This is a genomic window from Paraclostridium sp. AKS73, from assembly GCF_025671395.1.
GTDB classification, from domain to species: domain Bacteria; phylum Bacillota; class Clostridia; order Peptostreptococcales; family Peptostreptococcaceae; genus Paraclostridium; species Paraclostridium benzoelyticum.
The window spans coordinates 36,329-62,378 of sequence record NZ_JAIXHU010000002.1; the positions used below are offsets into that span (position 1 = coordinate 36,329).

Sequence of the window (26,050 nt, forward strand, 5' to 3'; positions counted from 1 at the left end):
ATCTAGCTTTACACAGCTTTTTTTATGTTTAAGAAAATCAACTTTACTAAAATTGATGAATTACATATGAATTTTATTTATATCAATATACTATGCTCTGAACATGAAAAAGCTTTTGAGCAACGGACGAAGTCGTTTGAGTAACGGGACACGAGTTTATCGAGTGGACGTTGACGACATGAAATTTGAGCGACATGAGCAAAGCGAATTTTTTATTTTATATTGTGTTGAAGGAGAGTTCTACCTTAAATAAGTCTCCATCTATTTGAACACCTAATTTACCACCTTGAAGTTGTACTAAGTCTCTAGCAATAGCTAGTCCAAGTCCGCTTCCCTCTGTATTTCTAGCTAAGTCTCCCCTTTTGAATCTTTCAAGTATTTCACTTGCTTCAAAGTTTAATTCGTATGCTGATATATTTTTCATAGACACAAATACTTGATTTTCATTTACTATCATATCTACATACACCCTTGTATTTTCATGAGAGTATTTAGATATGTTTACCAGTAAATTTTCAAATACTCTATACATTCGTCTTCCATCACAATTTATATAAACAGGTTCTTTTGGGATATTTAATTTTAAACTCAAATTAGATTCTATTAATTTTTCTTCATTTTCACCTATACTTTGTCTTAATAGTTGATTTAAATCCAACCTTTCAATATTAAGATCAATATTTCCACTACTTGCTTTACTAGCCTCAAACAAATCTTCTATAAGATTTTTTAAACGTTTTGACTTATTGTCTAATATATTTATATAATCATTTAAGTACTCAGGCTGTACATTTTCTTCTTTTTTGATTAAATCAACATAATTGATTATTGATGTCAAAGGCGTTTTTAAATCATGACTTACATTTGTTATAAGCTCCGTTTTCATTCTTTCACTTTTTAATGTTTCTTCTATTGCATTTTCTAGTCCGTCACTTAAATTATTTATATTTTCTGCAAGAATAGTTAAGCTATTATTATCTCTTAATCTTATTTTATGATTTATATCTCCATTTTTTATTTTTTCTGTACCTTCTATTATTTCATCTATATAAGCTAATCGATTTATTGTATATCCAGTTACAATAAATAAAACTGACGATAGTATAGTTAAAATAAACATAACTACTCTAAATGAAATTGAATAAAATTGCACATTAAAAAACATAAGTATAAATGCTGTACACATTAGTATTAATAAATCTAGTAAAATCAATCTTTTTATTAAAGGTACTTTTTTCCCATAATTAATTGTATTTGTTATTACATTTGTAAAAAGCTTCCAACCCTATAAGTTATACTATTTTTAAAAATCTCAGTCTTTTTTTCTAAATTTATAAAGCAACTTATCCAAATAAATATGAAACTTAAAAATATAAACTTTAAAATTACAGACCATCTAGAGCTTACTTCTAAAATTGAAAACATACCTAATACTAAAAATATAAAAGCATATATTTCTAAAGGTGTTTTTGTATATATTTTTAATATTAAACTATCTTTATTTATAAGTTTTTCTTTATTTTTTATAAACGCTATTAATGAAATAATCGATATGATAGCTGATATTATTAAAACTTTAATTAAATCTTTTGATAAATTTTTATAATGCTCAAACTGATTGTAATTCCATTTAAACCCCAGGCTATCATAGTAGTCTAAGTTGTAGTTAATTTGTTTCGGGAATGACATACTGATTTTAAGGTTCTCTTCCGTACCCCAATAATTATTTGCTCTATTTAGCTTATATACATTTCGTTTGTTATTCATAATTTTAGTGTATTTAACTAAATTATCTTGAAAATCAATATCTAGATTATAATAATCTTTTTGATATTTTCTAAACTCTTCGTTATTTATAAAGTTAGTATTACTATAAACTTCTCCCGTAGAATTATTTTCAATAAAAAATTTCATACCTTTAATTTCAGCTAATTTTCTTCTACCCTCTACTATATCTTCCTTTTGATATTTACTTGATGTTGATATCTCCATGTTTGTTAATATATTTGGAAGAATCCTACTTTCAAATGCATCGCTTTCAAAAAAATTACTTGCATGTGGTATATTTGAATTATTGATTAAATTACTTGGTTTTATCTTATTGTATGTATATCCAAAAAATAAGTCGCCAGCTATTGCTCCAAATATTGCTGTTGAAATTAATAATATGATTAAAGTTATAAACTTTAATATTTTTTTATTTGTCTTTTTCATTTATTCACCCATTTCTTTACTTACCTATAATAGATTAATAGCTCTCATAATTTTGTAAAAAACAAAATTTGAAATTGCTAAGACTAAAAATTGCATCCCTAACTGTCCTTCTAAATATGTAAATCCTATTAAAACAGCTCCAACTTGTGCCATAAAGAAAAATATAAGTAAAAGTGCAAAATGCATTACTAGCTGTATATTCCATCTTTTTATTTTAAAAATGTTATAACTTCTCGATTTTGTATCCAACGCCCCACACCACCTTTAAGTATCTTGGTTCTTTAGGATTAATTTCTATCTTTTCTCTGATTCTCCTAATATGAACACTGACTGTATTTTCTGAGTTAAAACTCTCTTCTTCCCAAACTCTTTCATAAATTTCATCTATTGAAAAAACTCTACCTTTATTAGATATTAAAAGATTTAAAATCTTAAATTCTATAGGTGTAAGTTTAACTAATTCTTCATCAACAAATACTTCTTTACTATTAATATGTAATTTAAGATCTCCACTTTGCAAAATATCTTTATTTTCTACAGATTCGTAATTTCCTAAATTTATGTATCTTCTGAGTTGCGATTTAGTCCTTGCTATAAGTTCTAATGGATTGAATGGTTTTGTTATATAATCATCTGCTCCAATATTTAATCCAATAATTTTATCACTATCTTCACTTTTTGCAGATACTAATATTATTGGTATATTTTTTTCTTCTCTAATTTTTATGGTAGCTTTTATTCCATCTAATTTAGGCATCATTATATCCATAATTATCAGATGAATATTTTCTGATACTAAAATTTCTAATGCTTCCATACCATCATAAGCTTTAAATATATTAAATCCTTCATTTTTTAAGTAAATCTCAATAGAATCTACTATTTCTTTATCATCATCAACAACTAAAATATTACTCATATACTTACCTCACTTAATTTAATCATCAGTTTTGATTATACAATATCCCGACCTTTCTATCTTTATTTTTTCTATATTTATATAATAAACTATAAATCTTAAGATTTTCTTAACATAAATCTTAAGATTTTCTTACAATTTCTTTCTAATTTCTTTCTTCCTAAAAGTATCTTCATATATTAGACGAAAAATTATTCAAAAAAGTTTCATTTTTAATAAAAATTTCCACAAAAAAAAGACATTTATAACTTATAGTTATAAATGTCCTCTTTTTCGTCTCTATCCAAAGTTTAAATATTAAGATTATCGAAGGTTTAGTTATGTATGTTGACAGAACACTTACGTACATAGTACGTCGTGTGAAGGAAACATACATAACTGAACCGAGTGGAACTTAATTTTAAACTAAATCTTCTTCTAAATCATGATGATGATCGTGGTCATCCTCTATAACAACACCATCTAAAGCAGCTATGTGTATATTGTTCTTTTTAGAATAATCTATTAAAGCAGCTTTTATAGCTTGTTCCGCTAATACTGAACAGTGCATTTTTACTGGTGGTAATCCATCTAATGCTTCTGCAACAGCTTTATTTGTTATATCTAAAGCTTCTTCTATAGTTTTACCTTTTATTAATTCTGTAGCCATAGAAGAACTTGCTATAGCTGATCCACATCCGAAAGTCATAAACTTAACATCGTTTATTATTTTAGTATCGTTGTCTATATCAAGATATATTCTCATTATATCTCCACATTTAACGTTTCCAACTTCTCCTATTCCACTAGCATCCTCTATTTCTCCAACATTTCTTGGGTTCATGAAATGATCCATAACTTTTTCACTGTATTGCATATTAATTACCTCCCTTTTCTAACTTGTTGTATAATGGTGACATACTTCTTAGTCTCTCTATTATTTTTGGTAAGTTATCTATTATATAATCTATATCTTCTTCTGTTGTAAAATCTCCTATACTAAGTCTTAATGATCCATGAGCTATCTCATGAGGTAGCCCCATAGCCATAAGAACGTGAGATGGATCTAATGATCCAGAAGTACAAGCTGATCCACTTGATGCTCCTATACCTAACATATCTAGCATTAATAGTATTCCTTCTCCTTCTATAAACTCAAATGAGAAGTTTACATTTCCTGGAAGTCTGTATTCTAAGCTTCCATTAACTTTTGTATGAGGTATTCTTTCTAGTATCCCATCTATAAGTTTAGCTCTTAATGCTGTTAGTCTTTCTATATGCTCTTCCATGTTAGCTTTTGCAAGTTCACATGCTTTTGCATATCCAACTATACCTGGTATATTTTCTGTACCTGCTCTTCTTCTTCTCTCTTGTGCTCCACCATGAACAAATGTGTGTAGTTTAACACCAGTTCTTATGTATAAAGCACCTATACCTTTTGGTCCATAAATCTTATGAGATGACATACTCATTAAATCTATATTTAACTCTTTAACATCTATTGGTACATTTCCAGCAGCTTGAACAGCATCTGTATGGAATATAACATTATGTTTTTTAGCTATTTCTCCTATTTCTTTTATAGGTTGTATAGTACCTACTTCGTTGTTAGCAAACATTATACTTATTAATATAGTTTTATCTGTTATTGCTTTTTCAACATCTTCAGCATTTACTCTACCATCAGCATCTACATCTAAATATGTTACTTCAAATCCATGATGCTTTTCTAAGTATTCACAAACATGTAATATACCATGATGCTCTATTTTAGAAGTTATTATATGATTTCCTTTAGCTTTGTTTGCAAAAGCAACTCCTTCTATTGCCCAGTTGTCACTTTCTGTTCCACCAGCTGTAAAGTATATTTCATTTGGTTTTGCATTTATAAGATTCGCCACAGTCTCTCTTGATTTATCTAAAACATTTTTTGCATCTCTCCCGAAAGAATGGAAACTTGATGCATTTCCGAAAGTTTCAGTGAAGTAAGGCATCATAGCATCTAGTACTTCTTGTTTTACAGGAGTTGTAGCCGAATAATCCATATATATTTTTCTTTTTTCCATTTCATTCATCTCCTAAATCTATTTTATAATTAAATCTGTTATATCATTTATGTTTTTATTTTTATTGTAATCATCTATCATGTTCTGAAGTGTTATTGAATTTATAACATCTTCAATACCTTTTTTAAGTCTTTCCCAAACAATTTTGGTAACACATATTCCAGAGTTTTCACATATATCTTCATCTACTACACAATCTGATATTGAAACAGGACCTTCAAGTACTATTAGTATATCTCCTACAGTTATATCTTTAGGTTCTTTAACTAATAAATATCCTCCTTGAGCACCCCTTACACTTTTTATCAATCCAGCTTTTTTAAGTGCCGAAAATATTTGCTCTAAATATTGCTCTGATATATTTTGCTTTTGAGCTATTTGTCTTAATGGAACTGGTCCATTTTTCTGTGTCAACGAAAGCTCAAACATTGCTTTTAGTCCGTATCTACCTTTAGTTGATAACTTCATTTTATACACCTTCTTTTCAAATAGGTATTCCCGACTAACTTACTAGGTTTTATCTTCAAGATTATTTTATTATATCCTAGTGATCTTGTCAACATTAAATTCATACTATTTTTGTAGGAATTAAAAAAGAGTTAAAACCTTGTGTTTTCAACTCTTTTTATTCTTTATACATAATAAATTACCCACTGACCGACTTCTTTAAACCCTAATTTTTTATAAATTTTTCCGGCATCTTCATTATCATAAAATAGGCATGGCTTCTTTTTTTCATTTATCAAATTATTACATAACTTAACTATACATTTTGTTGCATATCCCTTATTCCTGTACATAGGATGTGTACCTACTCCAACTATCATCGCATGTGTAGTACTTTCTGCTGTAGATTTTGCCATAGATACAATTTTTTTATCTTTTTCAATATAATATCCTCTTCCAGTCCTTAAGTTTTCTCTTATACTTTGTATTGTAGGTTTTTGAAATTCATTTATATTTTCATATAAACTTAGTATTTTACCTATCTTTCCAAATCTTATTTTTTTAACATCACTATCTAATTCGTATTCTTTTAAATAGCTTCTATTTTTCAATATACAAAAGTTAACAATTCTTTTTCTATCATAATTAATATATGGCTCTATATATTTTAAAGTTTCAATTTTCCCATTTATGTTACTAATGGTAGGCTACTTATATGATTAATAAAGCAAGTCATATCTCTATTATCATAAGAATACAACGTTAATAGATCAAAGTATTGTATAAGTAATCCATTTATCTCTCCAACTGTATTTAAATCTCCCCATATATTAAAGAATTGATTATCATATCCATATCTTTCAATATCTCCTATTGCAAATAAATTAAAATCTTCTTCTCTTCTTAAATATTCAATAATTTGATTATGGTAACATTCATCTAACTTTAGAATCATTTTATCCTCCGACATATAAGTTTAATGCTAAATAATATGTTATTAGTTATTTATTTATTCTTTTTATAAGGCTTTTTCCTTTATTAAATTAGTTATTATTTTATAATTATATCAAATTAAAACAAAATTTCATTTTTATAATCAAATTACTTGAAAATCTATTTTCATAGTGATATATTAGTTTTAATAATTTCAGAAAGAAGGGTTAATTATGACTATATTAGATATCTTTGTTAAAAATTTATGTGGAACCTTTAATAATGATGAGCAAATAGAATCTGAATTAAAAAAAGGTGAGGTAAAACACCCTTATGCAAAACATATAAATGGTATTTGCAATGATAAAATAAAAAACTTACCTAAGGATTTTAAAGGTTACTTTGTTATAGAGGAAAGTTATTATAAGCAAGGCAATTTCAGCAATATATTACCTCATTTATTTTTATTTACACTGAATGAAGATAATAAGGTTGTGTTAACATCATATGAATTGCCTGAAGGCGTTAAAAAAGAAGATTTTAGAAATGATAATGAATACTTAACAATGGATTATAATAATTTAATTGTTTCTGAAAAATTTACACCTATGGTCTATGATGAGTCCGATGGAGTATTTACTGGAGAAAGCATTAGTTATTTTTCACCTGTAACTAAATTTGAATTAAAAGAAAGAATAGAAGACTCTACATTATACGTAAGTGAAGTTTTTTATAAAAATGATAAAATAACTTTCGGATTTATCGATCCACTAATATATAAAAGAATATAATAAAAAGGTACAGTAGCAAAACTGTACCTTTCTTAATTTTAACTAACTATTTTTATTCTTTAAAGTTTTCCAATACTGCTCAAATGATTTTTCATTTTTATTTAATCCATGATTATAATACTTTCTATCCTTTATAGGCTCAGGTAAATACTGTTGATCTACATAATTATTTTCATAGTCATGAGGATATTTATATTCAAGTCCTCTACCTAGTTTAGCTGCCCCTGAGTAATGAGCATCTTTTAAATGCATAGGTATATCCCCAGTTTCTATGCTATCTAAATCAGCTAGCGCTAAATCTATAGCACTTATTACTGAATTTGATTTTGGACACTGAGCTAAGTATATTGTAGCTTGCGCAAGAGGAATTCTTGCTTCTGGAAACCCCAATTGAAGAGCTGAAGAAACACAAGCTTCAGTTATAGTTATAGCCTGAGGGACAGCAAGCCCTATATCCTCACTTGCAACGCACAATAATCTTCTTGTTATTCCTTGTATATCTCCTGCTTTTACAAGCCTTGCTAAATAATGTATAGCTGCATCTGCATCTGATCCTCTAAGAGATTTGTGAAATGCAGATAGTATAGAATATCCATCATCTCCACCTCTATCAAAATTCATCATTTTTACAGTTGAACAATCCATAACATTTTCTAGTGTTATATTTACACTATTAGTCGTTATATTTGTTCCTAAGTTAGCAACTAACTCTAACTTATTTAATGCACTTCTCATATCTCCATTACACGTTTGAGCAATATACTCTAATGCGTTTTCGTCAACGTTTATACTCTCATATGTATTAAGTTTTTTAATTTTTTCTACAGATTTTTTTAAGCCTACAAATATATCATTTTTATTTATTGGTTTAAATTCAAATATAGTGCTTCTACTTAATATGGCTTTGTATACTACAAAATATGGATTATCCGCTGTACTTGCTATTAATGTAACAGATCCATCCTCTATAACTTCAAGAAGTGATTGTTGTTGCTTTCTATTTAAAGCTTGTATCTCATCTAGCATTAAAATTATTCCATTATATGAAAATAAATCTCTCTTACTACTATCTATTGCCTCTTTAATTTCTTTAGTTCCACAGTTAACTGCATTCAACTTTATATATTTTTTTCCAGTTACATTAGCTATTATATTAGCTAATGTAGTCTTTCCTGTACCTGGTGGTCCATATAAAATCATATTTGGAATAGTTTTATTTTCTATAAGCTTATTTATAATTTTTCCTTTTCCTATTATATGAGTTTGCCCTATCATATCATCTATTTGTTGAGGTCTTAATCTATCAGCTAATGGTTGCATTTTTACCTCCTAACTTTATATGTAAAATTGTATATAAATAAAAATTTAGTTCTTTTTTACTTACATTATTATACTACCTTTCAAATTTTATTTCATCTATAGTACTTTTACTATGTATCATTATTTTTAATCAAGCCTTATCTTAGGAATAAATTTTATTTTAAATTAGTATATTTATAGTATATGTGATTGTTGAAAGGGGATATTTTATGCAATATATGAATATGAATGCAATTAGAGAGAAGGGGCAACTCTCTATGAATGGAGTTGGGACTGTTAGAGTTAAGGCTGACTTAGCTTTATTGACAGTAGGTGTAACCACATCTAATCCTGATGTTCAAGTAGCTCAAGTAGAAAATTCAAATACTGTAAATGCCATAATAATTAGCCTAACTGACTATGGTATTCCAAAAGAAAATATAAATGCTTATGATGTTTCTATAAATAAAAAATATGATAATATATCAAATGAACTTATCGCTTATGAAATCACTACTACTTTAAGAATTGAAATCACTAATATAAAAAATTTAGGCGATATTTATTCTTTAGCTATAGAAAACGGCGCTAATAGCAATATTAATATTTCATTTACTGTATCTGATACAGCTCCTCATTATAAAGATGCACTTTTAGCTGCAACTCAAGATGCATTGGATAAAGGTGCATTAATAGCTAAAAATCTTGGTATAAAATTAAGACCTTTACCTGAAAGTATTTTTGAAAATAGTACTTCAATTTATTCTGTAAGTAAAAGAGATGTTGGATACGCAAGCTCTCCTTATCTATCATCAGGTGATTTAATAGTTACAGCTCAAGTAACTGTTGTTTTTAATACTTATATATAAAAATAAAAAAGCTGCTATAAAAGCAGCTTTTTATACTATGCAATTTTCTATTTGAACTATATAATCTCCACAATGTTCACATATTATTATACTTACTATATAACTATCGTCTACTTTTCCAGCTCTACTTAACTTATTAAATGATAGTCCTTCATATTCTTTATCTATATCACTGATTACATATTTACCATCCTTTGAAAATACATAAAAATGATATTCTAAGAATCCAAAGAATTTTTGTTTTTCCTTAACTCCTGCTAAGCACTCTGGACAAGCTTCTTGATAGTATTCTAAATCAAAATCAATATTTTCATCTTGATTCAACAATCTTAAAACCTTATCTAAATCTATATTAGACACTGGCTTTTCTTCATCATTTATTAGACCACTACAGCTATTTTCATTTAGTTCATACTCTTTTTCTCTAAATTTAAATTTATAATTGTTCATAATACACCTCTTTTACTTTATATTCATTGGAGTTTCTTGCTTTTTAGTTGCCTCATATTCATCTTTAGTTATATATCCTAATTCTTGCATTTTATATAAAATTATATCTCGTCTTTTTTTAGCTGCTTCATAATCTGTAGAATATAACCCTGGATTATTTGTTATACCAGCTAATAATGCACATTCACCTAAATTGAGCTCACTTACATTTTTATCAAAATAGATTTTAGCTCCTTTTTCAACTCCATATGAACTTTTTCCTAAGTATATATTATTTAAATAAAGTTCTAATATTTCTCGCTTATTCATATGTTTATTCATTTGCTTAGCGTTGTACATATCTTTAAGTTTTCTTTTTATAGTTTGATCTGTAGTAGTTAAAAGATTCTTTGAAAGTTGCATTTCCAGTGTACTTCCACCTTGTGTAGATTTACTGAAAGCATTGTGTATAATCGACCTCGCTAAAGCCATATAATCTACACCTTTATTATCGTAAAATCGTTCATCTTCTATAGAAACTATGGCATTTTGTAAATTCACAGGAATTTTACTTATACTTACATATTCGCTACTTATTGACTTGTCTCTCATATATGAATATGTAAGTTCAGGAGTATTTCTAAACATTACATTCATTAATGCATTTCCAGCTATAGCTCCTAAAAATGATATTATAAGCAAAATATTAATGATTTTTTTAGCACGCCTAAAAACTTTTTATTTCTTAATTTCTTTTTAGCTCTTACTTTTTCAACTCTTTTCCCACTACTTGTATATTCTTTTCTATTATCATAATTCATACTATTCTCAGCTCTATTTATGTTATTTTTTTAATAACTTGAGTTTTGAGTTTACATTATGAGAGCTAATTTTTTACGCCTTATTTTATTATTTCCATCATCATAATAACTCATTTTTTCTCTCCTTTTTAAATATATGAGTAATTATACCTTTTATGCCAAATAAATCAAAGCTTTAATTGTATATTAGTTTATGTTTTTTTGTTCTTATTATTTAAAATTATTTTATATAAATTTTGAAATTTTTGTGTAAACTTGATTTTTTAGGGTATAATAAATCTGAACAAAATTTTAGGAGGTATTTATTATGGCTTACAAAATAAATGATGCTTGCATAAGCTGCGGAGCATGTGAACCAGAATGTCCAGTTAGCTGTATATCTGCAGGAGATGACAAATACGTTATAGATCCTGATATATGTATAGAGTGCGGAACTTGCAACAGCGTATGTCCTGTTGATGCTCCTCAACCAGAGTAATACATAAATAAAATAGACAAAAAAGAAAAGCTAATAGCTTTTCTTTTTTTGTCTATTTTTAAATTAAGAATTCAATTTGATTTATTTTATATTTTTTTGTCGAAAATTGTTGACATATTTGTCGAATCTTGATATTATTATTCAAGAAGGTTATTCCCCTGATAACCTTAAAATTTTTACTCCCCAAATAAAATATATTCCCTAATAAACCCCTTTTTATAATATATTTTACCCCTTTAAAAGCCTTACTTTGATCGGTATGAAAGTAAGGCTATTATTTTGTTTACTTCCTTAAAAGCATCTATTTTCCTATCTATATATTCATAACAATAACCTTTATATATATTGTATTTTCTACTTTCCTTATTAACTCTTATAGTTTTTATATTCCAATAACCTGAATCCTCACTAACTATAATTTGTATATTAGTATTGTCATTGTTTTTTCTTGTAAAATAATGATTTTCATCACTACATTCGTATTTCCAATCCAAGTTTTCATTTATACATTTGATATCTTTAATTATCTCTGATACATTTTCATATCTATTTTCTGGACTTACATTTATACATTTTTCAATTATGTTTATCATGTCTTTAGGTATATGAGGTAAATATTTATTTCTTTTAGGGAATTTACCACATGCTGATGCTACTTTAACCATGTTTATATCTTTATATTTTTTAATTGATTATTATATTCTAAGTTCCCATTACACATCCTATACAAAGTTGTACCTATTTGATATATATCAACTTTCCTATCTATAACAGTACTCTTACATTGTTCTGGAGCTATATGTTTATAGTAAACATTTCTTAATTTACCAACTCCATTTTTATTCAAATATACAGCTGAACCAAAATCAGTTAATACAGCTTTATTTTCATTACTTATAAGTATATTATTTGGTTTTATATCACAATGCGCAATTCCTATATTGTGTATATACTCAACAGCATATAAAAAATCTAAAGCATAGTTTTTTATTTCTCTTATGGTCAAATTTCTTGTTTCTAATAAATGATATAATGATCCATTTTTATAATAAGGCATTGTTATATATATATTTTCATCATCGTATGATACATGATTTATTTTTATTATATTTGGATGGTTTGCTTTACATATTTTTTTGGTTTCTTCGAAAACATTTTTCTGGATTTTTAAAAGATGATTTTTTATTTTCTTTAATATGAATTGTCTCCCCATTTGACTATCTTCAACTAAATATAACTTTGAATTAACCCCTTCTGATTTTAAAGGTTTTATTATTTTTAAGTCTATATTAGTAATTATATCCATAATATAGTATCACCACCTAAAAACACTCCTATCATAACCCCCATTACTGTCACTCCTAACTCTGCATTTTTATGACTTATATATACTATGATTTTTAAGTATAAATAAACACTAAAAAAGCAAATTCAATTTTGTATACTTAAAAACCTTATACTATTTTAGTTAAGCATAAGGGTTTTTTTGTTACTTATTTAGTTCAAGAAATAATTTTGCAGTAGCTAGTGTATCACTATCTGCTCTATGTGCATTTTTATTTTCTATATTATAGTACTCACACGCAGTTTCTAATTTTTTATTTTTCCCTTTATATTCTTTGTTCTGCTTTAAAAGTTCTAAAGTACATATATGATTATTAATAGGCTCTAGACCCATTTTGTCTAAATAAAAATTCAAGAACTTTAAATCAAATTTAGCGTTATGTGCAATTATTGTTTTTTCACCTACATAATCTCTGAACTTAGGTAAAACTTCTTCTAAGCTTTTTTCATTTTCTACCATTTCATTACTTATGTTCGTTATATCACTTATAAATGTAGGAATTATTCCCTTAGGTTTTATTAATCTCGAATAATTTCTACCTATTTTATTATCTACAATCTCAGTTACACCAATCTCTATAATCTCACAACCTTTGTATGGGTCTAAACCAGTAGTTTCTAAATCTACTACGATAAATTCTTTTTTCATATAAAACCTCTCACCTTCATAAAATTATATCTATAATTATATCAAATTTTAGTATATATTAAAAAAGAAAAGCAATAACAAAATTAGTTTTAATATTTATTTAAATCCTTTTTTAGGAATTTTAGGGCTTTCTAAAAATACTAATCCATTTCCTTGAACCTTTTTATCATAACTTAAGTCTAAAGTAAACTTAATAAGTTGTGCATATATTTCTGACTCGCTTAGATCTCTTTCAAACGCTACATCTGAATAATTCTTTATAAGAGCTAGTGCTCCACTAACATGAGGGGCTGCCATACTTGTTCCATCTAAAATTGCATACGTATTATTTTTATAAGTAGATAAAATACCCACTCCTGGAGCCATTACATCTAAAAAATTATTACTATTTGAAAAATATGCAGGTTTGGCATTCTCATCTACAGCTCCAACTGAAATAACCTCACCATATGCAGCTGGATAAGAATATTCATTTGTAGAAGATTTATTATCTCCATCATTTCCTGCTGCACAGACCACTAATATATTATTACTTGAAGCTTTCCTTATAGCTTTGTGAAGATTCTCATCGTCAGTATATCCACCTAATGACATACTTATAATATCTACCTTCTTGGTTATAGCATAATTAATAGCATTTATTATCCACTTATACTCTCCTTCTCCGTCTCCATTTAACGCCTTTAAAATCATAAGGCTACATTCAGGCGCAACACTAAGCACAATTCCGGCAACATGGGTTCCATGCCCTACATAATCATTGGCTATATCTTTATTTGAGTTATCATCTTTTGTAAAGTTTCGTGTGTGTACTATATTATTTTTTAATGCTTTGTGCTCAACATCACAACCTGTATCTATAATAGCTACCGTGATTCCTTTTCCACGGTTTGATTTAGCCCAAAATTTATCAGCTCTAATCATTTTTACACCATAGGAAACTATTTTGGTCTCTCTACTAACTTCATTTACTTTGTATGGAAGCAATCTCATTTTGCTCATCTAATACAACTCCTTTGATAACATTCATACTGAATTATATACAATTTAAAGTTATATTGTGATAATCGTAAAAAATGTCCTAAGGTTTAATCCTTAAGACATTTTTATTCTTTAAATTTACTTTTTATCAGCTATTAGTTCTTTTATAGCTCCTATGCTTCCAAGTAACCCTTGTGATTCATACGGAATAAAGACTTTATTTTCACCTTTAGCCATTTCGCTTAATGCTTCTACATATTTAACAGATAACATCGCCTCATCAACATTAGCATTTTTAAGAGCTTCATATACCATTCTAACTCTATTTGCTTCTGCTTCTGCAATTTTATTGATTGCTTCTGCTTCCCCTTCTGCAATTCTAACTTGAGATTCTCTCTTAGCTTCTGCATGAAGTATAGCAGTTTGCTTTTCTCCTTCTGCCTTTAATATTTGAGACTCTTTAAGCCCTTGTGCCTCAGTTATAGCAGCTTGTTTTGTACCTTCTGCTTGAAGTATAACTGCACGTTTTTCTCTCTCTGCTCTCATTTGTTTTTCCATTGCTTCTTTTATATCCGCTGGAAGATCTATGTTTTTAATTTCAACTCTTTCTACTCTTACGCCCCACTTATCAGTAGCTTCATCAAGTATGATTCTAAGTTTATTATTTACATCATCTCTTGAAGATAGCGTTCTGTCTAGTTCCATAGTTCCTATTACATCCCTTAATGTAGTTGTTGTCAAATATCTTATAGCTTGAACTAAATTAGCTATTTCGTAAGTTGCCTTAAAAGAATCTGTAATTTGATAGTACACAACCGTATCAATCGACATTGTAACGTTGTCTTTAGTTATAACCGGTTGTGGTGGTGAATCTATAACTTGAGTTCTAAGATCTATTTTCTTAACAACTCTATCTAATATAGGAATAACTATATTTAATCCTGATTCACCTGTTTTCCAATATTTTCCTAATCTTTCTACTATAATAACTTCTGATTGTTTTACTATTTTAATAGTAGCAAAAGCTAAAACTATAACTAATACTATTAAAACTGTAAAGAATATTGATGCAAACATTTAAAACCCTCCCTTATGCAATTTTTACAATTAATTTTACCCCATCTATTTTTTCAACAACTACATTGGCATTTTTAGGTATTTCTATTGAATTAACTGATGTTGCACTCCAAACTTCTCCATTTAATTTTACTAATCCAGGCTCTTCTGAGCTAATATCTTTTACTACTACACCAGTTTTTCCTATTAAAGCATCTATGGTAGATGGTTTTATTTCTTTATTTACCTCAAAGTATCTCTGAAGTACACTTCTACCAAATATAATTCCTATACCTGAAACAATACACATTATTACGATTTGTGCACCCCAAGAAGGTATTATAAATGATGCTAACCCTGCTATAAGGCAGCCTATGGCGAAAAATATAGATAGAAAGCTTACTGTAACAGCTTCAATTATAAGTAATACTATCCCTATTATAATCCATATTAAAAACATTAAATCTCCCTCCTTAAGTATACTATACCCTATTTTAATTACCTTTGTAATTATAGTATATGCTTTGTAGCCTTATTGTAACTACTTAAATGTTTTTATTACCTCTTTTTCATTTTTGCTTATATCTATATTTTTTATCTCTTTATTTTCTTTACTCTCTCTTATTAGCTCTCCTTTGATTATTATTTCATCTTTTATACAAACTTCAACCTTTGTTCCATTTAATAAATAATATGTTCCTATTCCACTTTTCTTATCATCTTCCCATTCTCCTATGTACCTATAAATTTCACATGTATAAGTTCCTACTCCAGATTTTTTTCCATTTGTATATTCGCCTTCATAAACTGAATTATCTTTATATATGTACAATCCTTTTTCATCAAATTGGTCATCTTTAAAATAACCTTTATAACTTTCTCCATTTCTATACTTTAATATTCCATATCCTTTTTTATATCCATATTTAAATTCGCCTTCATATATATCTCCAGATTCATTAGTATATACACCTTTCCCATGATATACATTATTTTTAAATTCACCTACATATTTACTTCCATCAGCATATGAGTAGGTTCCTTTTCCATTTAATTTGTCTTCTTTATATTCACCTTCAAATACTCCTCCATTATTACACACATACTTTCCTTTTCCCTCTCTTAATCCATCATTAAAAGTTCCTGAAAACTTATCTCCATTGTTATATATAATAAGCCCTTTTCCTTCTCTTTTCCCACTTCTAAACTCACCTTTGTAAATATCCTTATTTGCAAAGATGTACATTCCTATACCCTCTATAACTCCAAATTTAAAATCCCCACTATAAACAGAGCCATCGCTATAAATATACTTCCCTATACTATGCATCAAATCTTCTTTCCATAAGCCTTCATATCTATCTTTATTTGCAAAATGCAAATTCCAAATCCACTTCTTTTTCCGTCCACCAATTCACCTTTATATGTATCTCCATTATCATATTTTAAAATTTCATATTTATCATCTTTATTACTTATTTTGGTACTTTTAACTAAGTTATCACTATCCTCAATTTGATTTCTTTTAATACCTCTATACCCACCTCTTAAATTATTTGTTTTTCATTATATCCATTTTTGCTTTTTATGTGTTTATTCTTTCTAATTTCTAAAATAAATAGTAATAACTTAATTCCCATAAATGCCATTGATAAAGTAATAAATATAACAAATACCATTTCAAAATAACTTTTTATACCTTCCATATATAGTCCTCCTTATATTCTTATAATATAAGTTTATATATACAAGTCCAAAAAATGATTTTATTTATACGACAGGAGATAATGTTTTTTATTTAGTATAATTTTCTAAAACATAAAAAAGACTGTTTTGCAGTAAAATTGTAAGCAATATGTATTAAACTTACATAAATTTACTGCAAAACAGTCCATATATTCTTAATTTAGTTTATATAAAATTTATCCTCTAATTTCTGCAGCTGTAACTACCTTATGATTTCTAAAAATATAACTTGCTGCAAATCCTACAATAGAACTTATTACAGCACATATAGCCATACATATTAAAACTTCTTTCGCTGGGTTAAAAGCAAACATAACTGGAAGTCCTGCAGATGGCGCAGCTGTACCTGGTGCATTATTTATAAGCCCCATAGATGAAACTACGACTCCTCCAATTGCTCCACTTATAAAATTTGTTACATATATAGGTATTGGATTTGCTGATATTATATCTGCCTGTGTTAGTGGCTCAATTACAACAGATATAGTATCTCTTGTATCTCCAAATTTTAATTTTTTAAATAATATGTAATTTGCAAAAGATGTTGCTGATACAGGTAATGATGCTATAGCCATAGGTACTCCTGTTAAACCTAGCATAGCAGTAAGTGCCATAGAACTTAATGGAGATGTTGATATCAATGTGAAGAATCCTCCTATTATTAATCCCATTACTATTGGACTTGAATCTGTAGACCCTGCTATTACTTCTCCTATTGTCAATAATGTGCTATTTACTACAGGTTCTAAAGATACACCTATTAATCTAGTTATTGGTGCCATTACAATTACCATAACTAATAAATCAAGTCCTGGAGGAACTTTTTCTTCTAAATATTTAACTGCAAATGACATTAAATATCCAGCTATAAATCCTGGTAGTATTCCTAATCCTGAACAAGTTATTCCTAGTAACATTGAGTATACCGGAGAAACGCCTAGTGCTAACATAACTAATGAAGCTGCCACTAAACCTCCTAGCCCTCCATTTATTGATCCTAGTTCACTAAGAAACGGAATTCCAAGAGTATTTCCTAGTAATGAAAACTGTATAGCTTCCACCAAGAATGTAGCACAGGCTGCACTAGCCAATGCTCCCATAGCTTTCATACCATGTGGTGCCTTGTAACTAAATACTGAAAATGCGGTCAGTACCGCTAGTAATAATAGTGTTCCTTTTATAACTTCCATTTTTAAAGCCCCCTCTTTTGTCTAAAAAATACTAACCTTTTCTTATATTATAATTCAAAAACCAAGTATTTAGCAATAATTTTCAAAATATTCCCATTATATATAATATTTTTTATACACATAAAAACAAACCAACTACGGCTAGAATACGCTTAGTAGCTGGCTTGTAAAACTTCTCCTAAATTTAAATTTTCTTCTTCTAGATCTTGTTCAAATAATTCTAATATTTGAGTCAATTCTTGTTTATATTGCTCTTGACTTAACTTATAGTAGGATAAATCCTCCATTAGTTCCATCATGTCTAAATACACATTTTCTAAAAGATAAAAATATCCCCCTTTTATATCAATAAGACTATTAAATGTAAATAACTTTTTACTCACATCTTTTATATACTCTATATTATATATATCTAAATCAATTATAGACTTTATATATAGTTTTAAAGTTTTTAAAATCTCTATAGAGATGGCATCTAAATTTACATTTTCTTTATTAGTATGCACGCTATCTTTATAAGCTTCAAACACAAATTCTAAATTTGTATTAATTTCGATAAAAGGGTTTTTTATTAAATCTTTTATAATTAATAACTCTCTTATACATTTTTATTAGATAATGTCATATCTAATATAAGCAAATTGTATGCATCTGCTAAAGGATCATGTGCTTCTCCGTCAAATTCAACGTTTGAATATTCAAGTAAATTCTTTAAAGATATATAATTTATACATCTAATACCTTTATTTAAGTATTCTTTTTATGCATAAATAAATCTTTATATTATTAACAACCTTGGATGGTTATTTTTTTAGAACTTCTTCGATCTGTATTTGCAAAACATGTTAAATCTAGATTTCCAAAGTATAAATACCTTCTATTTTCGAAAACTCACCTAACCATCTTTTAAAATCTCTCATTACCTCTTCATAAGTAGGGGCATTAGCAATTTCTTCATTGGTTATTTTAGTAAGTTCTTCTATGTGAGGATATATATCAATCTCGCTTACCGGCTTTATTAACGATTTAAAATTTGAAATGTTCTTTGTAGATGTATCGTACTTTACAGCTCCAATAGCAATAATATCAGCATTATTTATATCTCTTCCATATTTAGAATTTGACATATTCATCTCAAAATCTATATATATTTTTTTCATCCCCTTCATCCTCTCTAAAGCATAAAACCTATATATTTTACCTCTTAATTAAATTTATCATAATATAATTTTATAATAGATTTTTACTAATATCAATCTAAAAGAAAAAGGATGTACTAAGTACATCCTACTCAAATCTCTCTAGGAAAGAATGTTTTTCTCCATCCTGTTGCCATCCTAAAACTGAATCAATATTTACATTTTCCGCAGCTTTAAAAATAGATTTTTCTACATCTTTGAAGTTATCTCCTAAGTTTTTAATAAGATCTTTTATTTCATACCTCTTATTACCTGTCTTTTTAGCCGCTACCATACAAGCACAGTTTAAAGGCCATATACCACTATTTTGTATAAATCTAACTATATGTTCTTCTCTTATATAGTATAAAGGTCTTATTATTTCAATTCCATCAAAGTTTGTAGATTTTAACTTTGGAAGCATTGTTTTAAAGTTACCTGCGCATAATAAATTAAGCATTGTCGTTTCTATTACATCATCATAATGATGTCCTAAGGCTAACTTATTACAACCTAGCTCTTCTGCTTTAGAGTATAATGCTCCTCTTCTCATTCTTGCACACATATAACAAGGATAATCTTTTGCTATTTCATCTGCAATTTCAAATATTTTTGAATCAAATAAATGGATAGGTATATCTAAGTATTCACAATTATCTACCAATAATTGTCTTATATCTTTATGATATCCAGGGTCCATAGCTATAAATTCGACTTCAAAGTTTACTTGACTATGTCTTTTTAACTCTTGGAACATCTTTGCCATAAGCAAACTATCTTTGCCTCCAGATATAGCTACTGCAATCTTGTCGCCTTCTTCAACTAAATTATATGCTCTTATAGCCTTTATAAACTTAGACCATAAGTTTTTTCTATATCTTTTTACAATACTTCTTTCAATATCTTTAAGTGGCTGTCTTTCATCAAAAGGAACTATAATTTCGCAGCCTTTTCCTGCTAATTCGCTCATTCAATCACCTCATTTTTTTGTGAACATGCAACTTATTTTATCATAAAGCTCAATATTAGTTCAAGATATTCATGTTTTATATCTAATTATTTCCCAGAAAATCATTTTCTTTTATTATTATCTTCAAATTTCTACTTATTATATGTATTTTAAATTTATAAATTTTGTGTAACTTTTTAGCTACATATGAATATTATGCTATTAGATACAGTTAATTTAACTGTTCTTTAGATATAACTTTTAAAATACATCATTTGAACTGGAGGAATTTTGGTGAATACTAGAAATGTTAATAAAAATTGTGGAGATGCATTAGCTAGACCATATGTAAATGACCAAGTTTTCGGCAAAATGTATAATTTGTCAAAAGCACTTCAATATGGAACTATATTCCCTGAATTAAATTTATGGGAATCTGCTATGTACAATAAAGATTTATATAGATATATGAAAAAAATCAATGGAGGTAAAAGATAATGGCTACACGTGCTGATATGTTAACAGATATAGAAGAACTTTGTTTTGCATGTTTAGATATGAACTTATACCTAGACAATCATAATGAAGACGAAAGAGCATTAGCAACTTACAACAAACTATGTTCAGAACTTGCTAAAGCTAGAATTAACTATGAAAAAAAATATGGACCATTAAATAACTTTGGATACTCTCCAAGTAAAAGTCCCTTTCAATGGGTAGAAGGTCCATGGCCTTGGGAAAATAAATTTTATGAAATGTAAATAGGGGGATAATTTTATGTGGATATATCAAAAAACTTTACAACATCCAGTGAATCTTAAATCTAAGGATTTAAAAATGGCTAAATATTTAATTACTCAATTTGGAGGTCCTAATGGAGAATTAGGAGCTGCTTTAAGATATTTATCTCAACGATTTACTATGCCAACAAGTAAATCTAAGGGTCTTTTAACTGATATTGGTACTGAGGAACTAGCTCATGTTGAAATGATTGCCAGTATGGTTTATCAACTTACTCAAGATGCAACTCCAGAAGAACTAAAAAAAGCAGGCCTTGGTGAAGGCTATGCACAAAATGGGTTTGGAATATTCCCTTCAGATGCTCATGGAGTTCCTTTTCAGCATCTACAATTGCTGTTATGGGAAATCCAGTAACAGATTTACATGAAGATATGGCTGCAGAACAAAAAGCTTTAGCAACTTATTATCAACTTACTAATTTAACAGATGATGTAGATCTTAGAAATGTCCTTCGTTTCCTAGGTGAAAGAGAAATCGTTCATTATCAAAGATTCGGAGAAGCTTTAATGGATGTATATGATTATCAAGAAAGTAAAAAAACATTTTAATAAAAATAAAGCAGGTTCTATTTAATAGAACCTGCTTTATTTTTATTAAACATTAGATAAAACTCTTATTTTCGTCTCTTCATCTAATATATTAAATACATTTAAACTTTCATATTCTCCAACCATATATGTCTGTAAATACTTATATAACACATCTAAAACCGCATATTGCCCTTGGTTTCTAAAATATAACTGCAAATTAGATATATAAATCATATAACACTTATTCATTCTGATTTCTACATACTGTGAGTTACTTGATAACCTTGCATTTTCAAATAGCTCTTTTAACCTCATATATGCACATTCTGAATCTCTATTAGTTACACAGTTACTTAATCTTTCATCTAGAGCGTTCTCTATGTTTAAAACAGCATCTCTATCCATATAAAATTCTATATAGCAATTATTCTTACTGTATTTAAATTGGTAAAAATCAGTTATTAAGCACATGACTACACTCCTTCACTTAATACTATAATTATGATGACTTTATTAGTATTTTCAATTTACAATCATATTTATACACATAAAGTAAAAAAAAATAAAAAGCTTAGCTTTTTATTTTTATAAAACTCTTCTTGCATTTGTAAATTTAGAATTATAGTAACTATTGAACTGTGATATTACAACTTTTCCAGCTCCTGACGAAGCATGTATAAATTCATTATTTCCAATATATATACCAACATGATTTACTACACCGTCTCCATCTGTATCAAAGAAAACTAAATCTCCTTTTTGAAGATTACTTTTGCTTACAGATGTCCCATATTTGCTTTGCTCTTTAGAAACTCTAGGTAGGCTTTTTCCTGCTCCATTTTTAAATGAATAAAGCGTGAATCCTGAACAGTCAAAAGTATTTGGACCTTCAGCTCCCCACACATATTTCTTTCCTAATTGTTGTTTAGCAATATTTATAACTTTATCTGCACTAGATGATTGCCCTGGATTTTCTCCCCCACCTGAGTCTACAGTTCCTAAATATTGAGATGATACATATCCTATTGTTCCATTATAATTTATTTTTGACCATCCATTATTCTCTGATATTACTCCTACTTGTGTTCCTCTACTCAATGATCTTATTACTGAGTAATTAGTTCCTGGTCCTTTTCTAAGATTTAAACTACTGGCAGTAACTTGCTTATTTTCTTTTACAGTATTATCTTCTTGTCCACCACCTGAATTTATATCTCCTAAATATTGAGATGATATATATCCTATTGTTCCATTGTAGCTTATTTTTGACCATCCATTGCTTTCTGATATTACACCTACTTGTGTTCCTTTGCTTAAAGCTGTTATTACTGAGTAATTAGTTCCCGGTCCTTTTCTAAAGTTAACACTACTTCCTGTAACTTGCTTATTTTCTTTTACAGTATTATCTTCTTGTCCGCCACCTGAAGTTATATCTCCTAAGTACTGAGATGATATATATCCTACTGTCCCATTGTAGCTTATTTTTGACCATCCATTACTTTCTGATATTACACCTACTTGTGTTCCTTTGCTTAAAGTTTTTATAACTGAGTAACTTGTTCCCGGTCCTTTTCTAAAGTTTACGCTATTTCCTGTAACTTGCTTGTTCCCTTTTACAGTATTATCTTCTTCATTTCCTGTAGATCCTGATACATAATCACCATGTACAAATCCTTCTGTTCCATTATACTTAATTTTTGTCCAAGAACCTACAGTTTCTATATATTCAACTTTATCTCCTGTGTTTAACTTTCCAATAGATGAGTAATTAGTCCCTGGCCCTTGTCTAAAGTTTACAGAATTCCCTTTTATAGTTCTATAATCAACACTTTTAGTTTGTTCATTCGTATTAGCAAACGATACCCCAGTAGAAGCTGGAATTATTATCGCCGCTGAAATTAATCCAGCTATCATGCTTTTTTCTTTAAATTCATATATTTGCTTTGCTCCTCTCCCTATAAATATTCGATAATTTCAATAATATATTTTTATACTATAGTTATTATTACAAAATTGTAACATTTTGTCTATCATTGTAACGACTTCCCAATTATACCTAGTTATATGTCAATTCATTATATACGGATTTTACTTTTTCTTTATACATATAATTTTTATAGTTTTCTTGAAGTTACTTCTTTTTATGTGCTAATATATTTAATAGGTTTTATTAAGGAGGTTTTAAATATGAAACTGATATTAGCAGAAAAACCCTCTGTTGCTAAAACAATAGCCTCATTTTTAGGTGCTAAAACTAAACGTGATGGATATTTTGAAGGAAATGGCTATATAGTTACTTATGCTGTAGGTCATTTAGTATCTTTATATGATGTTAAAGATTACGATAAGTCTTATGCAGGATCTTGGAAAAGTGAAAACTTTCCTTTTATCCCTGATAAATTTAGATTCAAAGTTGACGGGTCTAAATCTAAGCAATTTAATATAGTAAAATCGTTAATTCATAGAGACGATGTTGAAGAAATTATAAATGCTACAGATAATGACCGTGAAGGTGAACTGATAGCTTTTTTGATTTTTCTAACAGCTAAAAATAAAAAGCCTGTAAAAAGAATACTAGTAAATGAATGGACTCCTGAAGATATTAAAAGAGGCCTTTCAACTTTAAAAACAGATGAACAGATGAGAAATCTACAAGCTGCAGGATATACAAGACTAGTAACTGATTGGCTAATTGGAATTAATTTTACATCAATGACTACTTTGAAATACGGAAATGGAAAACTATTAAATATCGGTAGAGTTATACTTCCAACTGTAAAGTTAGTTTATGATAGAGATATGGAAATAGCTAATTTTGTTCCTAAAACATATTATGAAATAGAAGGAAACTTTAGTTGTTCTAATGGTAAATATAAAGGTAAGTATATAAAAGGAAAAGAATCAAAATTTGATAGTATAGATGATGCTAACAAAGTAATAGATAGTATAACTTCACCTACTGGTATTGTTAAAGATAAGAAAGTTACAACCTCTAAAGAGTATGCTCCTAAATTATTTAGTTTAACATCTCTTCAAGGTTACATAACTTCAAAATACTCTAGCTTTACTTCTGATAAAGTCTTAAAAGTGTGCCAGTCTTTATATGAAGGTAAGGGAAAAGGTGGATATATAACATATCCAAGAACTGATTCTATATACTTGGAGGAAAGCTTAGCTGGTAAGGCATCTCAAACTTTAGAAAAGATTAAAGTTGGACTTCCTTATGCAGATAAGATTAAATTCACTAAAAGTAAGAGAGTTTTTGATTCTTCAAAAGTTGATAGCCATAGTGCCATTATGCCAACTTACATAATTCCTACTAAGCTGACTCCTGATGAAGAAATTGTATATAATGCTATAAAGGATAGATTTGTAGCTAACTTCATGCCTCCTGCTGAATATGAAAACACTGAAATTCATACTTTCGTGGATGACCATAAATTTTTAACAAAGGGTAAAGTTCTTAAAGTTAAAGGATACTTAGAAGTTTATAATAAGGAAGAAAAAGATGACTTATTGCCATTTGTTAATAAAGATGAGGTTGTAGATGTTGTTAAAATGGATATATTAACAAAACAAACTACACCACCTAAGTCTTACACCGAAGATACATTACTTAAAGCTATGAAAAACTGCGGTAAAAATGTATCTGATGATGATACAGCAGTTTTATCAGGTTACTCAATAGGTACTTCTGCTACTCGTGCTGAAGTTTTAAAGAAAATTTCAGAAGTAGGCTATGTAAATAAAAAAGGTAAATCTTATTATATTACTGATTTAGGTAAAAACTTAGTTGAAATATTCCCTTTAAAGGATTTACTAGATGTTGATTACACTGGTAAACTTGAAAAAAGCTTAAGTGACATTCAAAGAGGAGAATTCACTAGAAGTGAGTACCTTACAAATATAATGAACTTCATAGTAAATGGAGTTGAAGCTATAAAAAATGATAGTAATAAAAATATTAGTACTGAAGTTTATAGCTATAATCCTAAAACGAAAAGATATTCTAAAGGAACTTTCTCTAATGATGGAACAAAACAAGAAAGCTTCGGAAAATGTCCAGTCTGTCAAAATGATGTGGTTGAATGTTCTAAAGGTTATATTTGCACTAATTATAAAGAATGTAAATTTGGAATTTGGAATAGTGACAAATTCTTATTAGCTTTAAAGAAAAAACCTAACAAAACTATGGTAAAAAGCATTTTAAAAAGTGGTTCTGCTAAAGTTAAAGGTTTGACTAGTAAAAGTGGAAATAAATTTGATGCTATTTTAAAATATACTAAAAAAGATAATGGGTATTTCTCTTGGGACATGGAATTTGAGAAAGAGAAAGAAAAAGAAAAAGAGAAGTAAATTAACTCTGTTTATTGGCTTCGTA

The 26,050-nt window shown here is 28.1% G+C and carries 35 protein-coding genes; 8 read left to right on the forward strand and 27 right to left on the reverse strand.

What is annotated here, in order from left to right; genetic code table 11:
* Window positions 1-217: 217 nt before the first annotated feature.
* The 9 genes from LEQ07_RS01620 to LEQ07_RS01660 all read right to left on the reverse strand — a co-directional run bounded on the left by LEQ07_RS01620 (window position 218) and on the right by LEQ07_RS01660 (window position 6,580).
* Window positions 218-1,165: a sensor histidine kinase gene (locus tag LEQ07_RS01620; RefSeq protein ID WP_263329283.1), complete on the reverse strand. Its 948-nt coding sequence runs from the start codon at window positions 1,163-1,165 to the stop codon at window positions 218-220.
* Window positions 1,166-1,260: 95 nt separating this feature from the next.
* Entirely contained in the window at window positions 1,261-2,214 is a 954-nt protein-coding gene (locus LEQ07_RS01625; RefSeq protein WP_263329284.1) for a hypothetical protein, read from the reverse strand.
* 24 nt (window positions 2,215-2,238) lie between these two features.
* On the reverse strand, window positions 2,239-2,463 hold the full coding sequence (locus tag LEQ07_RS01630; protein ID WP_046822099.1) for a hypothetical protein: 225 nt from the start codon (window positions 2,461-2,463) through the stop codon (window positions 2,239-2,241).
* Window positions 2,438-3,133, reverse strand: coding sequence for a response regulator transcription factor (locus LEQ07_RS01635; protein ID WP_046822098.1), 696 nt, complete (start codon window positions 3,131-3,133; stop codon window positions 2,438-2,440). Before LEQ07_RS01635 ends, LEQ07_RS01630 begins: the two co-directional genes overlap by 26 nt.
* A 400-nt stretch (window positions 3,134-3,533) precedes the next feature.
* The gene (gene nifU / locus LEQ07_RS01640; RefSeq protein WP_046822097.1) at window positions 3,534-3,989 is read right to left on the reverse strand and encodes a Fe-S cluster assembly scaffold protein NifU; all 456 of its coding nucleotides are present in this window, start codon (window positions 3,987-3,989) and stop codon (window positions 3,534-3,536) included.
* 1 nt (window position 3,990) lies between these two features.
* A complete protein-coding gene (gene nifS / locus LEQ07_RS01645; RefSeq protein ID WP_046822096.1) occupies window positions 3,991-5,178 on the reverse strand; it encodes a cysteine desulfurase NifS in 1,188 nt (395 codons plus the stop codon).
* An 18-nt stretch (window positions 5,179-5,196) separates the two neighbouring features.
* Window positions 5,197-5,646 carry an RrF2 family transcriptional regulator gene (locus LEQ07_RS01650; RefSeq protein ID WP_021429944.1) on the reverse strand — a complete coding sequence of 150 codons (450 nt, stop codon included), beginning with the start codon at window positions 5,644-5,646 and terminating at the stop codon, window positions 5,197-5,199.
* A 164-nt stretch (window positions 5,647-5,810) separates the two neighbouring features.
* On the reverse strand, window positions 5,811-6,326 hold the full coding sequence (locus tag LEQ07_RS01655; protein ID WP_317851985.1) for a GNAT family N-acetyltransferase: 516 nt from the start codon (window positions 6,324-6,326) through the stop codon (window positions 5,811-5,813).
* Window positions 6,314-6,580 (reverse strand): hypothetical protein, encoded by a 267-nt coding sequence (locus LEQ07_RS01660; RefSeq protein WP_263329289.1) that lies wholly within the window; start codon window positions 6,578-6,580, stop codon window positions 6,314-6,316. The genes LEQ07_RS01655 and LEQ07_RS01660 overlap by 13 nt, the downstream gene beginning before the upstream one ends.
* Before the next feature lie 211 nt (window positions 6,581-6,791).
* Between LEQ07_RS01660 and LEQ07_RS01665 the strand changes: the two genes are divergently transcribed.
* Window positions 6,792-7,349: a hypothetical protein gene (locus LEQ07_RS01665; RefSeq protein WP_263329290.1), complete on the forward strand. Its 558-nt coding sequence runs from the start codon at window positions 6,792-6,794 to the stop codon at window positions 7,347-7,349.
* A gap of 42 nt (window positions 7,350-7,391) precedes the next feature.
* Here LEQ07_RS01665 and LEQ07_RS01670 read toward each other — a convergent pair whose 3' ends face one another.
* A complete protein-coding gene (locus tag LEQ07_RS01670; protein WP_263329292.1) occupies window positions 7,392-8,669 on the reverse strand; it encodes a replication-associated recombination protein A in 1,278 nt (425 codons plus the stop codon).
* A gap of 209 nt (window positions 8,670-8,878) precedes the next feature.
* On the opposite strand from LEQ07_RS01670, the gene LEQ07_RS01675 reads away from it, so the two are divergent.
* The gene (locus tag LEQ07_RS01675) at window positions 8,879-9,517 is read left to right on the forward strand and encodes an SIMPL domain-containing protein (RefSeq protein WP_263329293.1); all 639 of its coding nucleotides are present in this window, start codon (window positions 8,879-8,881) and stop codon (window positions 9,515-9,517) included.
* A gap of 30 nt (window positions 9,518-9,547) precedes the next feature.
* On the opposite strand, the gene LEQ07_RS01680 is transcribed toward LEQ07_RS01675, so the two are convergent.
* The 3 genes from LEQ07_RS01680 to LEQ07_RS01690 are packed head-to-tail and all read right to left on the reverse strand — an operon-like array spanning window position 9,548 to window position 10,767.
* The gene (locus tag LEQ07_RS01680; protein WP_046822091.1) at window positions 9,548-9,967 is read right to left on the reverse strand and encodes a DUF3785 family protein; all 420 of its coding nucleotides are present in this window, start codon (window positions 9,965-9,967) and stop codon (window positions 9,548-9,550) included.
* Window positions 9,968-9,979: 12 nt separating this feature from the next.
* Window positions 9,980-10,648: a biosynthetic peptidoglycan transglycosylase gene (locus LEQ07_RS01685; RefSeq protein WP_263329294.1), complete on the reverse strand. Its 669-nt coding sequence runs from the start codon at window positions 10,646-10,648 to the stop codon at window positions 9,980-9,982.
* On the reverse strand, window positions 10,639-10,767 hold the full coding sequence (locus tag LEQ07_RS01690; RefSeq protein WP_263329295.1) for a hypothetical protein: 129 nt from the start codon (window positions 10,765-10,767) through the stop codon (window positions 10,639-10,641). The genes LEQ07_RS01685 and LEQ07_RS01690 overlap by 10 nt, the downstream gene beginning before the upstream one ends.
* Window positions 10,768-11,074: 307 nt before the next feature.
* Here LEQ07_RS01690 and LEQ07_RS01695 point away from each other — a divergent pair, with 307 nt between their 5' ends.
* Window positions 11,075-11,245: a 4Fe-4S binding protein gene (locus LEQ07_RS01695; RefSeq protein ID WP_035114423.1), complete on the forward strand. Its 171-nt coding sequence runs from the start codon at window positions 11,075-11,077 to the stop codon at window positions 11,243-11,245.
* A 245-nt stretch (window positions 11,246-11,490) separates the two neighbouring features.
* Here the strand turns inward: LEQ07_RS01695 and LEQ07_RS01700 are convergent, their stop codons facing one another.
* From LEQ07_RS01700 to LEQ07_RS01755, 12 genes are all read right to left on the reverse strand, one after another.
* The gene (locus LEQ07_RS01700) at window positions 11,491-11,910 is read right to left on the reverse strand and encodes a hypothetical protein (RefSeq protein ID WP_263329299.1); all 420 of its coding nucleotides are present in this window, start codon (window positions 11,908-11,910) and stop codon (window positions 11,491-11,493) included.
* Window positions 11,911-11,912: 2 nt separating this feature from the next.
* Window positions 11,913-12,551: a serine/threonine-protein kinase gene (locus tag LEQ07_RS01705; protein ID WP_263329300.1), complete on the reverse strand. Its 639-nt coding sequence runs from the start codon at window positions 12,549-12,551 to the stop codon at window positions 11,913-11,915.
* Between the two features lie 183 nt (window positions 12,552-12,734).
* Window positions 12,735-13,238 (reverse strand): 3'-5' exonuclease, encoded by a 504-nt coding sequence (locus LEQ07_RS01710; protein ID WP_046822089.1) that lies wholly within the window; start codon window positions 13,236-13,238, stop codon window positions 12,735-12,737.
* 96 nt (window positions 13,239-13,334) lie between these two features.
* Window positions 13,335-14,240, reverse strand: coding sequence for a S8 family peptidase (locus LEQ07_RS01715; protein ID WP_046822088.1), 906 nt, complete (start codon window positions 14,238-14,240; stop codon window positions 13,335-13,337).
* Window positions 14,241-14,357: 117 nt separating this feature from the next.
* Complete coding sequence (locus LEQ07_RS01720; protein WP_046822087.1) at window positions 14,358-15,296, reverse strand: SPFH domain-containing protein; 939 nt, start codon at window positions 15,294-15,296, stop codon at window positions 14,358-14,360.
* Window positions 15,297-15,309: 13 nt separating this feature from the next.
* Entirely contained in the window at window positions 15,310-15,735 is a 426-nt protein-coding gene (locus LEQ07_RS01725; protein ID WP_046822086.1) for an NfeD family protein, read from the reverse strand.
* Between the two features lie 81 nt (window positions 15,736-15,816).
* Window positions 15,817-16,656 carry an MORN repeat-containing protein gene (locus LEQ07_RS01730; protein WP_263329303.1) on the reverse strand — a complete coding sequence of 280 codons (840 nt, stop codon included), beginning with the start codon at window positions 16,654-16,656 and terminating at the stop codon, window positions 15,817-15,819.
* Between the two features lie 166 nt (window positions 16,657-16,822).
* Complete coding sequence (locus tag LEQ07_RS01735) at window positions 16,823-16,981, reverse strand: hypothetical protein (RefSeq protein WP_263329304.1); 159 nt, start codon at window positions 16,979-16,981, stop codon at window positions 16,823-16,825.
* Between the two features lie 216 nt (window positions 16,982-17,197).
* Window positions 17,198-18,211 carry a PTS sugar transporter subunit IIC gene (locus LEQ07_RS01740; protein WP_046822084.1) on the reverse strand — a complete coding sequence of 338 codons (1,014 nt, stop codon included), beginning with the start codon at window positions 18,209-18,211 and terminating at the stop codon, window positions 17,198-17,200.
* 152 nt (window positions 18,212-18,363) lie between these two features.
* Window positions 18,364-18,741 (reverse strand): hypothetical protein, encoded by a 378-nt coding sequence (locus tag LEQ07_RS01745; protein ID WP_263329305.1) that lies wholly within the window; start codon window positions 18,739-18,741, stop codon window positions 18,364-18,366.
* A 321-nt stretch (window positions 18,742-19,062) separates the two neighbouring features.
* The gene (locus LEQ07_RS01750; protein WP_263329306.1) at window positions 19,063-19,371 is read right to left on the reverse strand and encodes a 3'-5' exonuclease; all 309 of its coding nucleotides are present in this window, start codon (window positions 19,369-19,371) and stop codon (window positions 19,063-19,065) included.
* Between the two features lie 127 nt (window positions 19,372-19,498).
* Window positions 19,499-20,359 (reverse strand): tRNA 2-thiocytidine biosynthesis TtcA family protein, encoded by an 861-nt coding sequence (locus LEQ07_RS01755; RefSeq protein ID WP_046822082.1) that lies wholly within the window; start codon window positions 20,357-20,359, stop codon window positions 19,499-19,501.
* 273 nt (window positions 20,360-20,632) lie between these two features.
* Between LEQ07_RS01755 and LEQ07_RS01760 the strand changes: the two genes are divergently transcribed.
* The 4 genes from LEQ07_RS01760 to LEQ07_RS20470 are packed head-to-tail and all read left to right on the forward strand — an operon-like array spanning window position 20,633 to window position 21,687.
* Window positions 20,633-20,836 (forward strand): spore coat associated protein CotJA, encoded by a 204-nt coding sequence (locus tag LEQ07_RS01760; RefSeq protein WP_021429821.1) that lies wholly within the window; start codon window positions 20,633-20,635, stop codon window positions 20,834-20,836.
* A complete protein-coding gene (locus LEQ07_RS01765) occupies window positions 20,836-21,099 on the forward strand; it encodes a spore coat protein CotJB (protein WP_021429956.1) in 264 nt (87 codons plus the stop codon). Before LEQ07_RS01760 ends, LEQ07_RS01765 begins: the two co-directional genes overlap by 1 nt.
* A 16-nt stretch (window positions 21,100-21,115) precedes the next feature.
* On the forward strand, window positions 21,116-21,493 hold the full coding sequence (locus LEQ07_RS01770; RefSeq protein ID WP_332842833.1) for a manganese catalase family protein: 378 nt from the start codon (window positions 21,116-21,118) through the stop codon (window positions 21,491-21,493).
* Window positions 21,478-21,687: a manganese catalase family protein gene (locus tag LEQ07_RS20470; RefSeq protein ID WP_332842834.1), complete on the forward strand. Its 210-nt coding sequence runs from the start codon at window positions 21,478-21,480 to the stop codon at window positions 21,685-21,687. The genes LEQ07_RS01770 and LEQ07_RS20470 overlap by 16 nt, the downstream gene beginning before the upstream one ends.
* 45 nt (window positions 21,688-21,732) lie before the next feature.
* Here the strand turns inward: LEQ07_RS20470 and LEQ07_RS01775 are convergent, their stop codons facing one another.
* Window positions 21,733-22,140, reverse strand: a complete 408-nt coding sequence (locus tag LEQ07_RS01775; protein ID WP_046822080.1) for a hypothetical protein — start codon at window positions 22,138-22,140, stop codon at window positions 21,733-21,735.
* A 114-nt stretch (window positions 22,141-22,254) separates the two neighbouring features.
* The gene (locus tag LEQ07_RS01780; RefSeq protein ID WP_263329307.1) at window positions 22,255-23,583 is read right to left on the reverse strand and encodes a C40 family peptidase; all 1,329 of its coding nucleotides are present in this window, start codon (window positions 23,581-23,583) and stop codon (window positions 22,255-22,257) included.
* A gap of 273 nt (window positions 23,584-23,856) precedes the next feature.
* Between LEQ07_RS01780 and LEQ07_RS01785 the strand changes: the two genes are divergently transcribed.
* Window positions 23,857-26,025: a type IA DNA topoisomerase gene (locus tag LEQ07_RS01785; protein WP_263329308.1), complete on the forward strand. Its 2,169-nt coding sequence runs from the start codon at window positions 23,857-23,859 to the stop codon at window positions 26,023-26,025.
* Window positions 26,026-26,050 lie beyond the last annotated feature (25 nt).

Bases quoted from the DNA above. Each gene is read 5' to 3' on its own strand.
- LEQ07_RS01620 (WP_263329283.1), bottom strand. From the start codon at position 1,165: ATGTTTTTTAATGTGCAATTTTATTCAATTTCATTTAGAGTAGTTATG.
- LEQ07_RS01625 (WP_263329284.1), bottom strand. From the start codon at position 2,214: ATGAAAAAGACAAATAAAAAAATATTAAAGTTTATAACTTTAATCATA.
- LEQ07_RS01635 (WP_046822098.1), bottom strand. From the start codon at position 3,133: ATGAGTAATATTTTAGTTGTTGATGATGATAAAGAAATAGTAGATTCT.
- nifU (WP_046822097.1), bottom strand. From the start codon at position 3,989: ATGCAATACAGTGAAAAAGTTATGGATCATTTCATGAACCCAAGAAAT.
- nifS (WP_046822096.1), bottom strand. From the start codon at position 5,178: ATGGAAAAAAGAAAAATATATATGGATTATTCGGCTACAACTCCTGTA.
- LEQ07_RS01650 (WP_021429944.1), bottom strand. From the start codon at position 5,646: ATGAAGTTATCAACTAAAGGTAGATACGGACTAAAAGCAATGTTTGAG.
- LEQ07_RS01660 (WP_263329289.1), bottom strand. From the start codon at position 6,580: ATGATTCTAAAGTTAGATGAATGTTACCATAATCAAATTATTGAATAT.
- LEQ07_RS01665 (WP_263329290.1), top strand. From the start codon at position 6,792: ATGACTATATTAGATATCTTTGTTAAAAATTTATGTGGAACCTTTAAT.
- LEQ07_RS01670 (WP_263329292.1), bottom strand. From the start codon at position 8,669: ATGCAACCATTAGCTGATAGATTAAGACCTCAACAAATAGATGATATG.
- LEQ07_RS01675 (WP_263329293.1), top strand. From the start codon at position 8,879: ATGCAATATATGAATATGAATGCAATTAGAGAGAAGGGGCAACTCTCT.
- LEQ07_RS01680 (WP_046822091.1), bottom strand. From the start codon at position 9,967: ATGAACAATTATAAATTTAAATTTAGAGAAAAAGAGTATGAACTAAAT.
- LEQ07_RS01690 (WP_263329295.1), bottom strand. From the start codon at position 10,767: ATGAATTATGATAATAGAAAAGAATATACAAGTAGTGGGAAAAGAGTT.
- LEQ07_RS01695 (WP_035114423.1), top strand. From the start codon at position 11,075: ATGGCTTACAAAATAAATGATGCTTGCATAAGCTGCGGAGCATGTGAA.
- LEQ07_RS01700 (WP_263329299.1), bottom strand. From the start codon at position 11,910: ATGGTTAAAGTAGCATCAGCATGTGGTAAATTCCCTAAAAGAAATAAA.
- LEQ07_RS01705 (WP_263329300.1), bottom strand. From the start codon at position 12,551: ATGGATATAATTACTAATATAGACTTAAAAATAATAAAACCTTTAAAA.
- LEQ07_RS01710 (WP_046822089.1), bottom strand. From the start codon at position 13,238: ATGAAAAAAGAATTTATCGTAGTAGATTTAGAAACTACTGGTTTAGAC.
- LEQ07_RS01715 (WP_046822088.1), bottom strand. From the start codon at position 14,240: ATGAGCAAAATGAGATTGCTTCCATACAAAGTAAATGAAGTTAGTAGA.
- LEQ07_RS01720 (WP_046822087.1), bottom strand. From the start codon at position 15,296: ATGTTTGCATCAATATTCTTTACAGTTTTAATAGTATTAGTTATAGTT.
- LEQ07_RS01725 (WP_046822086.1), bottom strand. From the start codon at position 15,735: ATGTTTTTAATATGGATTATAATAGGGATAGTATTACTTATAATTGAA.
- LEQ07_RS01735 (WP_263329304.1), bottom strand. From the start codon at position 16,981: ATGGAAGGTATAAAAAGTTATTTTGAAATGGTATTTGTTATATTTATT.
- LEQ07_RS01740 (WP_046822084.1), bottom strand. From the start codon at position 18,211: ATGGAAGTTATAAAAGGAACACTATTATTACTAGCGGTACTGACCGCA.
- LEQ07_RS01750 (WP_263329306.1), bottom strand. From the start codon at position 19,371: ATGAAAAAAATATATATAGATTTTGAGATGAATATGTCAAATTCTAAA.
- LEQ07_RS01755 (WP_046822082.1), bottom strand. From the start codon at position 20,359: ATGAGCGAATTAGCAGGAAAAGGCTGCGAAATTATAGTTCCTTTTGAT.
- LEQ07_RS01765 (WP_021429956.1), top strand. From the start codon at position 20,836: ATGGCTACACGTGCTGATATGTTAACAGATATAGAAGAACTTTGTTTT.
- LEQ07_RS01770 (WP_332842833.1), top strand. From the start codon at position 21,116: ATGTGGATATATCAAAAAACTTTACAACATCCAGTGAATCTTAAATCT.
- LEQ07_RS20470 (WP_332842834.1), top strand. From the start codon at position 21,478: ATGGGAAATCCAGTAACAGATTTACATGAAGATATGGCTGCAGAACAA.
- LEQ07_RS01775 (WP_046822080.1), bottom strand. From the start codon at position 22,140: ATGTGCTTAATAACTGATTTTTACCAATTTAAATACAGTAAGAATAAT.
- LEQ07_RS01780 (WP_263329307.1), bottom strand. From the start codon at position 23,583: ATGATAGCTGGATTAATTTCAGCGGCGATAATAATTCCAGCTTCTACT.
- LEQ07_RS01785 (WP_263329308.1), top strand. From the start codon at position 23,857: ATGAAACTGATATTAGCAGAAAAACCCTCTGTTGCTAAAACAATAGCC.